We start from the raw sequence: 16,765 nt of genomic DNA, 5'->3' as shown, positions 1-16,765 counted from the left end.
AGCTGCTGGTAATCTATGGGACGTCATAGAACGTTTGCATTGTGCAAACGTTGAAGCGAGATGCGATGCAGTCTCGAGTTCTTTGGAGGTATCTATGTCAGATACGAAGGCGAAGAAGACAAACAGACGTTTTAAGTTCAAATTACCGCATGTCTATACGATCATGTTCTTGCTGATCGTTGTCTTTGCGGTCCTGACTTGGATCGTTCCCTCTGGTCAGTATCAGCGCAAGACGATTTCAACAGCGGCGGGCGAGCGTGAAGTCGCCGTTGCTGGAACCTATGAACAGGTCGATAAGAACTACACCGATTCCGAGACCGGCGAGACCATCAATCTGGGTCAGGATATCTTCGCGGTCCTGCAAGCGCCCACCAAGGGCATCCAGGAGGCTGCCGACGTCGTTGCGTTCGTCTTATTGATTGGCGGATCGTTCGCGATCATCACCAAGACCAACGCTTTGAATGCCGGCATGAGCCGTGTGATTAAAAAGCTCAAGAACAAGGACATCCTCATCATTCCCATCACGATGACATTGCTGTCCATTTGCGGCACTACGTTTGGTATGTCTGAGGAAGCCCTGCCGTTCTATGCCATCTTCATTCCCATCATGATGGGTATCGGTTATGACTCGATGACGGCATTCATCATCTGCTTCCTTGGTCCTAACCTGGGATATTGTGCTTCGACCATCGACCCGTTTAATGTTTTGATCGCCCAAGGCATCATTGGCATCGAGGGTAATCCGCAACTGTGGCTGCGCGCCGTTTCTTGGGTTATCTTCACTGCCGTCGGTATCGCATGGGCCATGCGCTACGCCATGCGCGTCAAGAAAAACCCCGAGTCGTCCATTGTGTACGAGGACGATAAGCTCAAGCGTATTGAGTTTTCCGTGACCGATGCCTCCATCGAGGAAGAGTTCACTATTCGTCAGAAGCTCGTGCTTATCGATTTTGCTTGCGGTATGGGCATTATCGTCTGGGGTCTTGTTACCCAGGGCTGGTACATGAATGAGATTTCCGCTGTGTTCCTTGGCATGGGCTTGCTTGCCGGTATCCTGGGCGGCCTTGACCAGCAGACGATCGCAGAGGAGTTCGTTAAGGGTCTTGCCGACTTTGCGTACGCTGCCATCGTTATCGGTATCGCTCGCGGTATTCTGGTCATCGCCGAGGGCGGCATGATCATCGACACCATCCTCCAGGCGCTCGCTACCGCGCTTGCCGGTGCACCCGCCGCCGTCTACACCACGTTTATGTATATCGTCCTTGGCCTGCTCTCTTTGCTGGTTCCCTCGAGTTCTGGCCTGGCGGCGCTCACCATGCCCGTTATGGGCCCCCTGACCGAGCTCATGGGCCTCAATCCCGAGGCAGCCGTCACCGCGCTCCAGTTTGCCAACCAGACCATCAACACCATCAGCCCCGTGGCGGGCATGACGGTCGCCGGTCTTGCCGTGGCTAGGATTTCGTTTGGCCAATGGTGGAAGACCATTTGGAAGTTCTTCATTTTCATGGTCGTCTTTGGCGTGATTGTAACGGCAATCTCTGGCATGCTTCCGGTGTAGGTGGTTGTGATGTCTGATCGTTTGACGGTCCTGACGTCTAAGAGCGTCTTTACCGGTACGGGGGACCTGCCGTTTGAAGGTTTCGTAGCGGTCCGTGGCAATCGAATTGAGGCTGTTGGCACCAAGTGTGAGGTAGCTTCGTATTTGACCCAGGCGGACGAGGTAGTTGACCTGGGCGACCGCACCGTCATGCCTGGCCTGATCGACGTGCATACCTTCTATACAGGCTGGGCGCTGCGGACATTGGGGTCTGATCTGTCCGGCATCGCCGATGCCAAAGAGGCCGTGTCGCTCTTGCGCGCATGGAAAGAAGATCATCCGGATTGCGCGGCGGCTTTTGGCCACAACCTACCCGAAACGTTGGCATCGGATGCCGAGAACGCAAATACGGCAGCTGTGTTTGACGATTGTTTTGGCGATATCCCCGTCGTCTGCTTTACACCAGGAGCGGGGACCTGCGTTCTCAACGCTGCCGCCAGTGCGCGATACGGCTTTACACCCCAGGCGTGCTATGCCGAGAAGATCTGGCGCATGATGAGCGATTTCCTCGCGCTGCCCGAGGTGCGTGCCGGGTATTCGGACTACATGAGCATGCTTAACGAGCGCGGCGTTACCGCCATCAAGGAGATGGCGTTTGATGACTACTACGGCTTTGCCGACGAAATGGCTCGCCGTGAGGAATCTGGTGAGCTGACGGTTCGTGTCTCTATGATGTCGCAGCCGGTGGGTGCCGGTGCAAATCTGGCATATGCCCGCGAGGCGCGAGAGCGCTTCCGGGGACCGTTCGTTCGTTTTTCTGGCTTCAACCGTATGACCGATCGCGGCGTATGGGCGGGGCTTGCCGAGATGATTGATCCCTATGAGGACACGGCCGATGCGGGCGCTGCCGGCAAGACGGTCGTCGAGGAGCCAGAGTGGGATCTGATTGAGAACGAGCTGCGTGCAATTGATGCTGACGGCTTCCGATATTCCTTGCATTGCCAGGGCGATGGCGCCGTTCGTCGCACCGTGGCGCTCTATGCCTCGCTGCCTCGAGACGAGCATGGACGGATGCTTCGCCGCCATGCGATTACCGATCTCGAGAACTCTGACCCGACCGATCTTGTCGAGTTTGGCAAGTTAGGTGGAATTTGCGAGGTCTATCCGCAGATTCTGACGCTGGACCGGCGCGAGGATTGCCTGTCGATGATGCGTCGACAAATTGGCGAGACGCGACTTTTGCACAGCTGGAATCGCCGCGGCATGGAAGATTCCGGATGCACAGTGTGCTGCGGCACGGATCTGCCGCTGCTGATTCCGAGCCTGGGCGAGTCAATCTACAGCGCGTGCGGCGGATTCTTCGCCGACGGACTGCCCGTGAATGAGGTCAACACGCTGACGCTTGTCGAGCTCTTGCGCGCTTGGACTGCCGGGGGCGCGTACGACCTGATGCGCGAAGACGAGCTGGGTACGCTCGAGGTTGGCAAGCTTGCCGATATCTGCGTGCTCGATCGGGATGTGTTCGACCTCGATTATCGCGACGCACGCGATCTTGCGGTTGACATGACGATGTCGGACGGACAAATCGTGTTCGATCGAAATAAGGAGGCATAAGATGTCTGAATCCAAACCGACGCTGCACCGCGAACAGATTGCGGGCATGAATATCCACTACATCATGTGGTCGCTCGATTACTTCCTTGATGTGCAGCAGCGTTTGGGCTTTGAGTCCATTGAGCTGTGGTGTGCGGAGCCGCATGTGACGCTCGACCACACGGGCTACTTTGAGGCTGAGGTCCTGGCGAAAAAGGCTGCAGACCGTGGGCTTAGGTATCGTACTCTGTGTCCCGAGAATGTTGTCTATCCTTGGCAGTACTGCGCACGCAAACCGCTGCATGAACAGCGCAGCCTGGCGTACTTTAAGCACGGCATTGAGCTTGCCGAGGTACTTGGGTGCGACCGCATGTCCATCAACTCGGGCTGGGGCGACTGGGACGAGGACCGCGAGGAAGCCTGGAAGCGCAGCCGCGAGCACTTGTCCATTCTGGCGGAGTATGCCGGCGAGCACGGTCTGGTGCTTACGATGGAAAGCCTGCGTCCCGAGGAGAGCAACCTTGTGACGACGGTTTCCGATGCGAAGCGCATGATTGACGAGGTCGCGAGCCCGTACTTACAGCCCATGGTTGATACAACCGCGATGGGCGTTGCAGGCGAGACGCTCGAGGACTGGTTTGCCGCCTTTGGTGATGGGGCAATTCACGAGATGCACTTTATCGACGGTGACCCGTATGGCCATCTGGTGTGGGGCGATGGCAAGCACGATATGGACGCCTTCGTCGCCACACTCAACGCCCATGGTTTCGACGGCATGCTGGGCCAGGAAATCACGGACGGTCGTTACTACGATGACCCGGCGGCGGCAGATGCCAAGAACATGGCCGCATTCGAGAAATATCTGATTGACTAAAACAACCATCGGCCACGCAACCAACGTCATTGATTGCGGGCCAAACAAGAAAGGAACTGGATATGAACGCACACGATCTGATCAAAGAGGCAATTGCCGAGAAGGGCAAGTTCGACAGCGTCTACTGGATTGCTTGCGGTGGCTCCATGATCGATTTGATCCCGGCTCATGAGCTTCTGCAGCGCGAGGCAACCACCTTCACTTCGTATATCTATACGGCTCGCGAGTTCGATATCATGCGTCCGCGTCGTCTGGGCGAGAAGTCCCTGGTCATCGCTTGTAGCCACAGTGGCAACACCCCCGAGGTCGTCGAGGGCTGCGAGATTGCCCTTGCTGCCGGCGCTACGGTGATCGCCCAGACCGACAACGCTGGATCCAAGATCGACTCCGGCAAGTGGACCACGTGGGTCTACCCGTGGGGCGAGGGCGTGCCGCAGGCCGAGGTCCCCGCTGGCATTTCGCTGTCGCTTGCGGCCGAGCTGCTCGATCAGCAGGAGGGCTACGCCGATCTTGCCGATATGTATGCCGGTATCGCCGAGATGGATAAGATTCTTCCCCCGGCACGCGAGAAGGTAAATGCCGAGCTGGGCGATCGCTTTGCCAAGCTTTGCCAGGAGCACGAGTTCTTCTACATTCTGGGCAGCGGTCCCAACTTTAGCCAGACCTACGGTTTCGCTATCTGCTCTCTTATGGAGATGCAGTGGCAGCACTGTAGCTACATCCACTCTGCCGAGTACTTCCACGGCCCCTTCGAGGCTACTCAGGATGGCGTTTTTTACTTCCTGCAGATGGGCTCCAGCGAGTGCCGTGCTATGGACGAGCGCGCCCTGGCGTTCCTTAAGACGCATACCGATACGCTGATGGTGCTCGATGCCAAGGAGTACGGTATGGAAGCCGTGCCGGCGAGCGTCCGTGCCTATCTGGACCCGGTGCTGTTCTACGCCATGAACTGCGAGCTGCGTGCTGCACGCGGCAAGGTGTTTGATCACGATCCCGATTTCCGTCGCTATATGGGTGTTGTCGAGTACTAGAAGGAGCAAAGGCCATGGCATTTAACGTTAACGCGCTCGGATTTGGCGACAACGTCGTCGATCGCTACGAGCATATCCACACCATGTATCCCGGCGGCAATGCGGTGAACTTCGCCGTTTATGCCAAGAAATGCGGTGCCGCACGCTCCGCATACATGGGCATTTTTGGCAATGATGCCGCTGCCGAGCATGTCATTGCAAGCCTCGAGGATGAGGGTATCGAGCTTGACAAGTGCGAGCAGATGATTGGCGAGAACGGAGCGGCTCGCGTGACCGTCGTTGACGGTGACCGTGTCTTCCTTGGCTCCAACGAGGGCGGTATCCGTGGCGATGCGCGCTATGTCCTCGATCGCTTTGACCTTTCGTACATGAAGCAGTTCGATGTGGTTCATTCGGGAAACTATTGCTTTACCGAGCGCGAGCTGCCCAAGTTGAAGGCTGCGGGCGTCACGGTCTCTTTTGACTTTTCGGACGACTCTACCGACGAGTACTACGAGCAGATTGCGCCCTACGTCGATTTCGCTTTCTTTAGTGCGGCGGATGCTGCGAGTGAGGACGAGATTCGCGAGCGTCTGGCATGGGTGAAGGGCCTGGGTCCGCGTTTTGTGTCGGCTACGGCGGGCGCCGAGGGCTGCATTGCTTACGACGGCGAGCGTTATTACCGCCAGCTGGCTAAACCGGTAACGGACATGAAGGACACCATGGGGGCGGGCGACTCGTTCCTCACCTCGTTTTTGATGTGCTATCTCGATTCCGCCAAGCGCGGTGAGGATGGCGCCGAGGCCATCGAGCGCGCGCTCGACTTTGCTGCCGGGTTTGCCTCGACCGTGTGCGGCATGGAAGGTTCTTGGGGCCACGGAGCACCAATCGTCGAATAGCTTAAGAAAGCGTACGGCGGTCTGGCTATGAGGCCTTGGACAGCCGATGCAAAACAATAAGCGAAACGCGAAAAGGGGGCTCGCCATGTGGCGGGTCCCCTTTTGAACATTGGAGAAGACCATGGGTATTAAAGCGTGTGCGGCTGGTTTTTGCTGCGCGGACGTCTATCAAAACATCGGCGTGTTCTATCCGACTGGTAATGGCATTGACTGGGGTATCCATCTTGCACGAATGGGCGTTTCGGTATCCGCCGTGTCGGTTGTCGGCAAGGACGAGTACGGAGACAAGATGAGAGAGGCGCTGGCCGCTGAGGGGTTCGATATCTCACATCTGCGGGTGGAAGATGGCGACACCTCGGTGATGCTCATGGCATTGAAAGACGGCGTCGATCGCGTGCATCTCGAGGCAATCGATGGCGTAATGGAGACATATCGACCGAATGAAGACGACCGGGCGTTTATCCTAGAGCATGACATCATTCATACCGACCTGTTTGGCAATTGTTTGGACCTCCTGCCCGAATGGCATGATGCGGGCAAGACGGTGGTTATGGACTTCTCGGTGTTCAGCCAGGATCCCGAATATGCATGCGAGGCTCATTTTCCTTACGTAGACTATGCGTTCATGTCGTTTGAAGAGGACACTCCGGAGCTGCGGGACTGGGTACGCCACGTGCAGGAATTGGGACCGCGCGTTGCGGTTGCCACGCTTGGCGAGAAGGGGAGCATTGCCTATGACGGTGAGCGCTTCTATGAGTGCGGGATCGTACCGGCGGAGAAGGTCGTTAATACCGTGGGTGCCGGCGACTCGTATATTGCCGGGTTTACCAAGGGCGTGATCGATGGCCTTGATATTCCGGCGTGTATGAAGGCGGGCGCTGAGCTGTCGTCCCGAGTGATTGGTTCGTTTGAGCCGTACTAGGGTCAAATGCCTGGAAAGGAGTATGAAATGGTTATCGACATGTTGGTCCATCCTATGCTCTACGGCGAGATCTGTACGCCGGGTGATGAGCCTGATGGATTCGGTTTTTGGTCACGAGAATTTGGTATGGGGCATATGGGCCCCATGGATTGGGATGAGCTTCAAGTCGAGATGGACGTCTGTGACGTGCAGAAGAGCGTGCTCATGCCGCTCGATGTAACCACGGCATGCGGAGGGCACTTTGGCACTAATGACCAGATTGCCATGCTGGTTGCCGCGCATCCCGATCGTCTGTGGGGATTTGCGAGCGTAGACCCGCAGGTGAGCGGTGCCGCAGACGAATTGGAGCGCGCCTTTACCGAGTTGGGGGCAAAGGGGCTTTGCCTGCATCCTGCAAAGCAGGGTTTTGCCCCCGATGATGCTGTGGCCGAGCCGCTTTACGAGCTGTGCGAGCGCTATAACAAGCCGGTGGTTTTCCATGCCGGTATGTCTTGGGAGCCTGGCGCAGAGCTCTCGCGCAGTAACCCGCTTGCATTTGAGCACACAATCGCAACGCATCCAAATGTGCGCTTTAGTTTGGCCCACTTTGGCTGGCCCTGGGTGCGCGAGACCGTGGCGATGCTGCTCAAGTATCCCAACTGCTACACGGACACCTCTATCACTTACATCGATTCGCCCGAGGAGATGATGCAGCGTCTTTTCACGGTCGATATGGGGCCGCTGTGGTATGAGCGCGCGCTATCGCACCAAGTGATGTTCGCCAGCAATACGCCGCGCTTCCGTGCATTCAAACTCAAGCGGGCGCTCGATACCGTGCCCATGCGCGATGATGCGCGAGAAAGGCTCTACTGGGGTAATGCCCTGCGTTTTCTTGAAGGGGATGAGTGAACATGGTGACGCTCGAGACATTGAGCTATCTATCGACTGCTCCGGACCAGTTCATCGATATTACCGAGGACGTGCACGCCGCCATCGAACGCAGCTCGGTGACCAATGGCTTGGCAGCGATTATTTTGTCGCATACGACCTGTGGAATCGTGGTAAACGAGGGACTGCCCTGCGTGGAGACGGATCTTATGGAGACGCTCGATCGCATCGCCCCACTCGATGCCCCCTACGCGCACGCACACTTCCTGCCGAGCTATGGAGCCACCGGCAACAACTCCTGTGGGCATATCAAGAGCATGATTTGTGGAAACAGTTGCTTCTTTCCCGTCCAAGATGGCCACATCGTGTGTGGAGGTGCCCAGAACATCTATCTTGCGGAGTTTGACGGTCCGCAGAAGCGAAAAGTGTACGTCGAGGTGCTGGGGGAGTAACGTCCCTGCAATAACCCTATGAAGGAGCACGTTATGTCGTTTCTAACTTCGATGTTCAAGACCGAAAAGCCGGTTATCGGAATGCTGCACCTGCGTCCTCTGCCGGGCGATCCACTGTATTACCCGGGCGGAAGCGTGTCGCAGGTCGTGGAAGCCGCCAAGCGCGATCTCGAGGCGTTGCAGCAGGGCGGTGTCGATGGCATTTTGATTACCAATGAGCTCTCGATGCCCTACGAGCAGCACGTTTCTCCCTCAACCCTTGCATCGATGGGCTATGTTATCGGGGCTCTATCCCATGATCTGTCGACTCCTTGGGGAGCTGAGGCTATTTACGATGGTGATGCCACAATCGAGCTGTGCGCTGCCGTCGATGCGCAGTTCACGCGCTGCAATTTTTGCGGTGCCTGGGCCGGTGATCTCGGGCTGATTAACCGAGATTTCGCGCACACCATGCGTCGCAAGGCGGCGCTGCGCCTGGATGACCTCAAGCTTTTTCACTTCATCACGAGCGAGGGGGAGGTTTATCTCAACGACCGCACGACTGCGGACATTGCCGATTCACTTCTCTTTAATTGCCTTCCGGATGCAATGGTCATCGGCGGTTCGGCTGCCGGTCGTGGCGCTTCGGGCGAGCTTGCCGATGAAGTCCGCGAGCGTGTTGGCGAAGTACCCGTGGTATGTGGCACCGGTTGTCGCGAAAATACCGTGGCTGACGTATTTGCTCACTACGATGGCGCGTTTGTCGGCACCTGCTTAAAGCGCGACGGAAAGCTGGATGCTCCGGTTGATGTTGAGCGGGTAGCTCGTTTTATGGCTGCCGCTCGTACGGCGCGAGGGGAGTAGGCACCTATGGCGCTCTATCTGGGTATTGATATTGGGACAAGCGCCTCTAAAGGCGTTTTAATCGATGATCGATGCAATATCGTTTGCCAAGCCTCTTGTGGACATGAGACGGACAACCCGTGTGACGGATGGTACCAGCATGATGCAGAGGCAGTCTGGTGGGGCGATTTTTGCCGCTTGTCGCGCGAGCTGGTGGCGCGATCGGGGGTTAACGCGGCACAGATCGGATGCGTGGGCCTTTCCGCATTGGGTTGCGACTGTGTGCCGGTCGATACCGAGTGCAACGCGCTGGCGCCCGCGATTTTGTATGGAGTCGATGCACGTTCGAAGCCGCAGATTGACGAGCTTCTTTCCGAATATGGGTCAGACCGCGCACGCGAGCTTTTCGGGCACGATCCCTGTTCGTCAGATATTGCTCCCAAGATCTTGTGGTTTAAGGAGAATATGCCCGAGGTGCACGAACGTGCTGCGAAGTTCCTGACGGCGTCGTCGTTTCTATGCGCAAAGTTGACGGGGCGTTTTACGGTGGACCGTTATTTGGCGGAGGATTTTCTTCCCCTATACGACCGCTTCACTTGGAAGGTTGATGCTCGGGAATGTGCTCGTTTCTGCCGGCCTGACCAGATGGCGGAGGTAATGTCGGCTACCGATATTGCGGGGGTGATTACGCAGCGTGCGGCTGAGGCGACGGGGCTCGCGGTAGGGACACCTGTCTTAGTGGGAACGGGCGACTCTGGTGCCGAGGCCATTTCGACGGGTGTATTCCGTCCCGGCGATATGATGGTTCAGTTGGGGAGTACAGCGTATTTCATCTACCTAGCTGATCATATGATCGATGATGCCCGCCTGTGGCCGGGGACGTTTATCATTCCCGGAACTTACGGGATCTGCGCGGGGACCAATACGGCGGGTGCGCTCACATCGTGGCTGCGCCAAGAGCTGTATCGCGACGCCGTAGAGGCCGAGGACCACGGTGGCCCCGATGCCTATTCGGTTATGGCGCATGATGCCACCGATGTGGCGCCGGGTGCCGATGGGCTCCTGTGTCTGCCGTACTTTGCGGGGGAGCGTACTCCGCTCAACGATCCCGAGGCGCGTGGCGTCTTCTTTGGACTGACCGGAAGGCATACGCGAGCCCATATGGTTCGCGCCGCCTTGGAAGGCGTCGCGTATACCGTTGCATCCCATGTCGACATTATCGAGCGAGAGCATGGACTGCCAATTGGGCGCATTATGCTTGTCGGAGGTGGAACCAAGAATCCAGTTTGGATGCAGGCTATCGCCGACGTATGCGGGCGCGAGGTCTCGGTTGCCAAGGTTACGGTGGGCGCATGCTTCGGTGATGCCATCATGGCAGCTCTCGCAGGTGGTGCCTATGCATCATGGGATGAGCTCGCCCAAGTCCTTGGCGTTGCGCAAACAATCGAGCCCGATATGGCTGCCCACGAGTTATATGCGTCGCGCCGTCATATCTTCGACGAATTGTATGCACGCAACCGTGATCTCATGCACGAATTGGTGTAATGCTGCCGAATTGTACTGTCTACCAATAGGGGCTGCGTTGTGCGATTCGCATGTCCCTTGGCATTTTTGCCCACAGGGGTTAGCGAAGGTCAAAAACAGAGCGCGCATTTGCTAAAACTGCCGACTCAATGTGCTGTACATCGCAGTTTTTGAGTGAGGCAATGCGCATCGAGGTCCTTGTGAGCGATCTGATGAGCGACTGTGCGCTTGTTTCTGTGTTTGGTTCGGCTGGTGCATCGGTCTCGAGCAGTAAACGATCGAGTGGAATCTGTCGTGCGTATTCGCGTCCTCGTTTAGATGCGAGCATGCGTTCGTTGACGGAAAAATAACAGCCCGCATTACGTGCGCGGACGAGTTCGTCCGAAGTACCGCTAAACCAGTGGAAGATGATAACGGGGGAGTCGGGGTTTGGGATGAGTAGTCCATGCGATTCGAGGACGTCCAGTACGGCTCCTGCCGAACGAACGGCGTGAATTGATATCACGCGCCCGGTAAGAGGATGCTGCACGAGCGCATCGCAGAGCCGGTTAAGTGCCTGTATTTGTAGCGGCTCACTTCCAGCAAAGCGCGCGGAAAAGTCGAGTCCGACTTCGCCGATGTAGCGTTCTTGGGCAGCAACTTCGCAAAGCAGATTGACTTCGACAAAACCGCAGTGGCCATCGGCGAGCCACCAGGGGTGAAGCCCAACGCCGGCGATGATGCCTGGTTGGCGACAGGCGCGCTCGTTTGCGGCCGAAAAGTCGCGCGGATTGACGCCGCAGTCAAATAGACCCAAGCCCAGCGCCGTCGCCTCATCGGCAACGGCGTCCGGGTGAGCCATTAAATCAAGATGGCAGTGTGCATCAAATAACCGGGGCTCCATCTCGGTGCGCTCCGCTAGTCCAGACGTTGGCCATCGGAGCGTACGCGCTCAGTGCCGCGGCCGCTGATCTGGCGGATAACCTCGCCGGCAATCATCTGGCCCATGATGGGCGGCATAAAGCTGGCGGTTCCCAGCTCGGTGCGCTCGTGGATGTTGGAAGGGTCGCGGGGCTGTGTCTTAACCGATTCCTCGCAGCTAAACAGTACATGCAGGCTCTTGATTCCGCGCTTCTTGCATTCTTTGCGCATGATGCGGCTCATGGGGTCACGTACCGTATCGAAAATGTCGGCAAAGCGGAGGCACTCGGGATGGAGCTTGTTGGCCCCGCCCATGGAGCTAACCAAACGAATGTCGTGGTCCTGAGCATATTTGGCAATGGTGAGCTTGGCCGAGATGGTGTCGATGGCGTCGACGACGTAGTCGAGCTTGCCGTCCGTCTGCTCCAAAACGCTCGCGAAGAAATCATCGATGTTGTCGCTCAGCAGGTATTCGGTGCGCTTGATGACGGTAGCGGTAGGGTTGATGTCGTGAATCATAGCCTCCATGACGTCGACTTTGCGCTTGCCGACGGTGCTGTGAAAGGCGATGGCCTGGCGATTGATATTGCTGGGCGCGATGATGTCCTTATCCAGAATGACGAAATGACCGATGCCGCCGCGGGCGAGTGCCTCGCAGCAGTTGGAGCCCACACCTCCGCAGCCGAGCACTAGCACCGTAGCATCGGCGAGCTTATCGAGTGCCTCGCGGCCCATGATAATCTCGAGCTTGGTGTCGCGTGTCTCGATGGCGGCTGCGGCAGCGGTTTCGGTCATAAATATCCTCCGATGGGGAAGCGAATCGTGTTTTAGCTATCGTCATTATAGGTAATCGCCCATAGGTTGCGATGGCGTTTGCTTTGATGTGGTTTGAAGCATTGAGATTAGATAGTTAGACAAACATCTAAATATCGAGTATAGTGTGCACGTCATGAGAGATGATGAGAGGAGGTCTTATGCCGGGAGAGGGTTTTAAGGCGCTTGCCGATCCAACGCGACGGCGCATTTTGGAGTTGCTGCGCGAGGGCAATTGCACGGCGGGGGAGCTTGCCGAGCATTTTGATATCAGTAAGCCGTCGCTGAGCCATCACTTGGCGACGCTCAAAAACGCCGGGTTGGTGACCGACGAGCGCCATGGCCAAAACATCGTATACAGCTTAAACACCACCGTCATGCAGGATTTAATTGGCTGGTTTATGGGCTTTACAAACACTGAAGGTGATAAGGATGAATAACGAAAACAAGGGCATTCACCCCACGGGGGTATCGTCGCGCGTGTGGATTGCGCTGGTCGCTCTGTGCGTCGCCAATGTCGTAGCGCACCTCATGGTGATGCCGAGCTTGCCTACGCAGATTCCCACGCACTGGGGCGCGAACGGCGCCGTCGACGGTTGGGGTCCTAGCTGGATGGCCTCCGCGCTCGGCGTGCTGCCTCTGGCGCTTCTCGCAATGTTCCGCATGGTGCCGCGCATCGACCCCAAAGGTGAGGCATATCGAACCTCGGGCAAGTTCTACCAGGGCTTCGTAATCGCCTTCACCTTGTTCATGTGCGCCATAAGCTGGCTGGGAGAGCTTACGGTCTGGGGCGTGGTGCCGGCGGCCGGTTCGGTTAACGTGCTGATTTCCGGTGTTGTCGGTTTGCTATTCATCGGCGTAGGCAACTACTTGCCGCGTGTGAAGCAGAACTATACGCTCGGTATCAAGACACCTTGGGCGCTTGCCGATCCCGAGAACTGGCGCCGTACTCAGCGTTTTGGCGGCGCCTGCTTTATGGTGCTGGGTATTGGCCTGATTGTGATGGGCGTGGCAGGCAGCGTGCTTTCGAGTGAAGTCGTCGCCGCGGTGATTGCGGTTCTGGCGTTTGGTTCGGTTGGAGCCGTCTACGTCTACTCGTATCTGTTGTGGCGCAAATCGCAGCGAGCCGCTCGTTAAGGTTGCGGAAAACTAGCGTACGCAGTTCATAGTATGTTCCGGGGGACTTTTCCCAGGTAGTATTAGGGGGTGTGGGCAACCATGCCCCTTTTTCGTTACGTTTCAGAGCTGGTTCCCTCATTTCGTTTCCACTAAAGCGAATCAAGAATAGGGAAACAGCAGGTAGAAAGGATAGAACAGACATATGGCGGAGTTTATCTACCAGATGTATCAGGCTCGCAAGGCCCATGGCGACAAGGTAATCCTTGACGACGTGACCCTGAGCTTCTACCCCGGTGCCAAGATCGGCGTCGTGGGTCCCAACGGCATGGGTAAGTCGACCCTGCTCAAGATTATGGCCGGCATCGAGGAGGTCTCCAACGGCGATGCCAGGCTCACCCCCGGCTACACTGTGGGCATCCTGCAGCAGGAGCCGCCGCTCGACGACGACAAGACCGTCATCGAGAACGTGCGCATGGCGTTTGGCGATATGATCGCCAAGGTCGATCGCTTCAATAAGATCGGCGAGGAGATGTGCGACCCGGATTGCGACATGGACGCCCTCATGGCCGAGATGGGCAAGCTCCAGGACGAGATCGACGCCGCCGACGGCTGGGATATCGATTCCAAGCTCGGCCAGGCCATGGACGCCCTGCAGCTGCCCGATTCCGACATGCCGGTCAACGTACTTTCCGGCGGCGAGCGCCGTCGCGTGGCCCTGTGCAAGCTGCTGCTCGAGGCTCCCGACCTGCTGCTGCTCGACGAGCCCACGAACCACCTGGACGCCGAATCGATCCTGTGGCTCGAGCACTTCCTGCACAACTACCAGGGCGCGGTGCTTGCCGTCACGCACGATCGCTACTTCCTGGATAACGTTGCCGAGTGGATCTGCGAGGTCGACCGCGGTCACCTTTATCCCTACAAGGGCAACTACTCCACGTATCTGGAGACCAAGGCCGCCCGTATCGAGGCGCAGGGCAACCGCGACGCCAAGCTCGCCAAGCGCATGGAGGCCGAGCTCGAGTGGGTACGCAGCTCGCCCAAGGCTCGCCAGGCCAAGAACAAGGCCCGTCTGGCTCGTTACGAGGAGATGGAGGCCGAGGCCCGCGCAAGCCAGAAGCTCGACTGGACCGACATCCGCATCCCCGTGGGCCCGCGTCTGGGCAACAAGGTGCTCGAGGCCCATCACCTGCACAAGGAGTTCGATGGCCGTGTGCTCATCGACGACCTATCATTCACCCTGCCGCGCAACGGCATCGTGGGCGTCATCGGCCCCAACGGTGTCGGTAAGACCACACTGTTCAAGACGATTGTGGGTCTGGAGCCGCTGACTTCGGGCGAGCTCGAGGTGGGCGAGACCGTCAAGATTTCTTACGTCGACCAGAACCGTTCCGGCATCGACCCCGATAAGAACCTGTGGGAGGTCGTCTCGGATGGCCTGGACCACATGATGGTGGGCGAGACCGAGGTCCCCAGCCGCGCTTATGTGGCGAGCTTTGGCTTTAAGGGCCAGGACCAGCAGAAGCGCGCTGGCGTACTCTCCGGTGGCGAGCGCAACCGTCTGAACTTGGCGCTTACGCTCAAGCAGGGCGGCAACCTGCTGCTCCTCGACGAGCCCACGAACGACCTCGACGTCGAGACGCTGTCCTCGCTCGAAGCAGCGCTGCTCGAGTTCCCGGGCTGCTCGGTGGTCATTAGCCACGACCGTATGTTCCTGGACCGTGTTGCCACGCACATTCTGGCGTGGGAGGGCACCGACGAGAATCCGGGCAACTGGTATTGGTTCGAGGGCAACTTCGAGGCCTATCAGGCCAACCGCATCGAGCGCCTGGGCGAGGACGCAGCACAGCCGCATCGTATTCACCGCAAGCTGACGCGCGACTAGATCGTTACGCGGTTTTCCAAACCGCGTAACTGCTCGACGCTGCGCGGGTCGCAAGCACCCCATCTTGCCGTTCAAGCCGTCGCTCGCGTACCGAAGTACGCGTCGCTCCTCTTTCACGGCAACCTGGGGCACTTGCGGCCCGCTCGCTGTTGGTTACGCAACATCAACAAATAAAAACGGCTCAAATCCTGATTTGGATTTGAGCCGTTTGTCGTTACTGCTCGGGTTCTTCGACTTTATCGATGGCCCAGGTGGATCCGAGACCACCGGTGGTGTTGCGGCGAATGCGCACGGTGACTTCGTGGCGCTCGCCGGCCTGCGTGTAGCGCAGGGGGAAGCTTGCGCGGTTTCGCGCGGCCTCGATGGTACCGCGCTCGCGGGCGATCCAGTAGTACTCGCCGACAATGCCGAGGGTATCGGCGCCGTAGGGGAGATAGGTCGACAGCTGGTGCAGAAGCGGGCCGGGGCAGAAGACCTCGGTTGCGAAATCGATGGGGAAGTCCTCGGGGATGGTCGGTGCTGCGGGTGCGGGGGTTGGGGCCGCTGCGGGTGCCGAAGCCGGTGCCGGTGCGGGAATTTGGCCGCAAGCAGAGGTGGGCACGGATTCGATGACGGGTGCGGGCTCCGGCGTCGCTTCCGGCTTGATCGTGGAATCTGCGGGCTCCACGGTGACGGGCGCGTCTGCAGCTGCGGTTTCAACCTCAACCTGCGTCGCGTCCTCGTTCTCGACGCTCGACTTTGCTTCGATGGGCGTGGATGCCATGGTGGTGATGCCGGCGTTGGCGTTCTCGGGGTCATAGACGACCGTGAGCGAGATGGCGGGCTGCGGCGTCTCGGGCTCCGGTGTCGACTCGGTAGCGTCTTGATCTGCGGGCTTGTCGGACTGATCGTTCTCGGCCTCGTCGCCAAAGACGTCGCTGTTTTGGAACGCAGACGGCTCGGGTTGGTCAGCGGCTTCTTCGGTTGTCGACTTGGGCGCTTCGTTGAGCTCCACAGTGGCTTCCTGCTCGGATATGACTTCGGAATCGGTCGTGGCGGCGATTTCGGTTTCGGCTTCTGCCGTTACCTCAATAGCAACTTCGATCTCTGTCTCGGGCTCGGGTTCCGGCGCGGCTTCAACCATGGCTTCGGGCTCGGGACGCTTAACGTGCTTGGGGCGCACGGCCTTGAGGTCCTTCTCACCGCGCTTTTTCTTTTTGTAGGACTGCTTGGCGCCCTTGGCGGTCTTGGGCTTGTCCTCGCCCTTGGCAAGCGCAGCATCCCAGGCCTCGTTGGCGATGACCGTGGCATACAGGCGGCCACCTTTAAAGACGGTCAGCTTAATGCAGTCGTCGAGCTCCTCGAGCAGCTCGCGCGTGGACTCGAAGCCCAGGTCATAAGCGGTCATGTCGCCAGCGGCGAGCGCCTCCTCGACCTGCGTCATAAACGTTTGCTTGCCACATCCAATCGCATCGCGCAGCAGGCGATACAGATAGATGTGGTTGCCCAGCGAAAGCGTGGGCCTAACTATTGTCTTGCTCATGGCAAATCTCCTCTTTACACATGTAAAGC

General features: G+C 58.0%; 16 protein-coding genes. 13 read left to right on the top strand and 3 right to left on the bottom strand.

The window, feature by feature from the left end; genetic code table 11:
• Window positions 1–94 precede the first annotated feature (94 nt).
• The 10 genes from AAAX75_RS00980 to AAAX75_RS00935 all read left to right on the top strand — a co-directional run bounded on the left by AAAX75_RS00980 (window position 95) and on the right by AAAX75_RS00935 (window position 10,521).
• Window positions 95–1,558, top strand: a complete 1,464-nt coding sequence (locus tag AAAX75_RS00980) for a putative basic amino acid antiporter YfcC (protein WP_195239145.1) — start codon at window positions 95–97, stop codon at window positions 1,556–1,558.
• Window positions 1,559–1,567: 9 nt separating this feature from the next.
• Window positions 1,568–3,151 (top strand): amidohydrolase family protein, encoded by a 1,584-nt coding sequence (locus AAAX75_RS00975; RefSeq protein WP_006234362.1) that lies wholly within the window; start codon window positions 1,568–1,570, stop codon window positions 3,149–3,151.
• A 1-nt stretch (window position 3,152) separates the two neighbouring features.
• Window positions 3,153–4,004: a sugar phosphate isomerase/epimerase family protein gene (locus tag AAAX75_RS00970; protein ID WP_195503316.1), complete on the top strand. Its 852-nt coding sequence runs from the start codon at window positions 3,153–3,155 to the stop codon at window positions 4,002–4,004.
• Window positions 4,005–4,066: 62 nt separating this feature from the next.
• Window positions 4,067–5,035: an SIS domain-containing protein gene (locus AAAX75_RS00965; RefSeq protein WP_022094440.1), complete on the top strand. Its 969-nt coding sequence runs from the start codon at window positions 4,067–4,069 to the stop codon at window positions 5,033–5,035.
• A gap of 14 nt (window positions 5,036–5,049) precedes the next feature.
• Window positions 5,050–5,913, top strand: coding sequence for a PfkB family carbohydrate kinase (locus AAAX75_RS00960; RefSeq protein WP_035138847.1), 864 nt, complete (start codon window positions 5,050–5,052; stop codon window positions 5,911–5,913).
• 121 nt (window positions 5,914–6,034) lie between these two features.
• On the top strand, window positions 6,035–6,835 hold the full coding sequence (frlD, locus tag AAAX75_RS00955; RefSeq protein WP_195239143.1) for a fructoselysine 6-kinase: 801 nt from the start codon (window positions 6,035–6,037) through the stop codon (window positions 6,833–6,835).
• A gap of 27 nt (window positions 6,836–6,862) precedes the next feature.
• Window positions 6,863–7,723, top strand: coding sequence for an amidohydrolase family protein (locus AAAX75_RS00950; protein ID WP_349090812.1), 861 nt, complete (start codon window positions 6,863–6,865; stop codon window positions 7,721–7,723).
• Window positions 7,724–7,725: 2 nt separating this feature from the next.
• On the top strand, window positions 7,726–8,154 hold the full coding sequence (locus AAAX75_RS00945) for a secondary thiamine-phosphate synthase enzyme YjbQ (RefSeq protein ID WP_117735290.1): 429 nt from the start codon (window positions 7,726–7,728) through the stop codon (window positions 8,152–8,154).
• A 33-nt stretch (window positions 8,155–8,187) separates the two neighbouring features.
• Window positions 8,188–8,997, top strand: a complete 810-nt coding sequence (locus AAAX75_RS00940) for a BtpA/SgcQ family protein (protein WP_117786628.1) — start codon at window positions 8,188–8,190, stop codon at window positions 8,995–8,997.
• A gap of 6 nt (window positions 8,998–9,003) precedes the next feature.
• On the top strand, window positions 9,004–10,521 hold the full coding sequence (locus AAAX75_RS00935) for an FGGY-family carbohydrate kinase (protein ID WP_349090811.1): 1,518 nt from the start codon (window positions 9,004–9,006) through the stop codon (window positions 10,519–10,521).
• A gap of 79 nt (window positions 10,522–10,600) precedes the next feature.
• On the opposite strand, the gene AAAX75_RS00930 is transcribed toward AAAX75_RS00935, so the two are convergent.
• On the bottom strand, window positions 10,601–11,383 hold the full coding sequence (locus AAAX75_RS00930) for a TatD family hydrolase (protein WP_349090810.1): 783 nt from the start codon (window positions 11,381–11,383) through the stop codon (window positions 10,601–10,603).
• Window positions 11,384–11,397: 14 nt separating this feature from the next.
• Window positions 11,398–12,195, bottom strand: coding sequence for a tRNA threonylcarbamoyladenosine dehydratase (locus AAAX75_RS00925; RefSeq protein WP_349090809.1), 798 nt, complete (start codon window positions 12,193–12,195; stop codon window positions 11,398–11,400).
• A 179-nt stretch (window positions 12,196–12,374) separates the two neighbouring features.
• Between AAAX75_RS00925 and AAAX75_RS00920 the strand changes: the two genes are divergently transcribed.
• The 3 genes from AAAX75_RS00920 (at window position 12,375) to ettA (ending at window position 15,214) form a co-directional block, all read left to right on the top strand.
• Window positions 12,375–12,653 (top strand): autorepressor SdpR family transcription factor, encoded by a 279-nt coding sequence (locus tag AAAX75_RS00920; protein ID WP_022094448.1) that lies wholly within the window; start codon window positions 12,375–12,377, stop codon window positions 12,651–12,653.
• Window positions 12,646–13,350, top strand: coding sequence for an SdpI family protein (locus tag AAAX75_RS00915; RefSeq protein ID WP_152067795.1), 705 nt, complete (start codon window positions 12,646–12,648; stop codon window positions 13,348–13,350). Before AAAX75_RS00920 ends, AAAX75_RS00915 begins: the two co-directional genes overlap by 8 nt.
• 184 nt (window positions 13,351–13,534) lie before the next feature.
• The gene (gene ettA / locus AAAX75_RS00910) at window positions 13,535–15,214 is read left to right on the top strand and encodes an energy-dependent translational throttle protein EttA (RefSeq protein WP_055251458.1); all 1,680 of its coding nucleotides are present in this window, start codon (window positions 13,535–13,537) and stop codon (window positions 15,212–15,214) included.
• Between the two features lie 214 nt (window positions 15,215–15,428).
• On the opposite strand, the gene AAAX75_RS00905 is transcribed toward ettA, so the two are convergent.
• Window positions 15,429–16,736 (bottom strand): hypothetical protein, encoded by a 1,308-nt coding sequence (locus AAAX75_RS00905; protein ID WP_346979381.1) that lies wholly within the window; start codon window positions 16,734–16,736, stop codon window positions 15,429–15,431.
• Window positions 16,737–16,765 lie beyond the last annotated feature (29 nt).

This window comes from Collinsella sp. CLA-ER-H7 (genome assembly GCF_040092345.1).
In the GTDB taxonomy this organism is placed as follows: domain Bacteria; phylum Actinomycetota; class Coriobacteriia; order Coriobacteriales; family Coriobacteriaceae; genus Collinsella.
The sequence above is the reverse complement of the archived record's forward strand: the minus strand, read 5'-3'. Positions and strand labels throughout refer to the sequence as shown.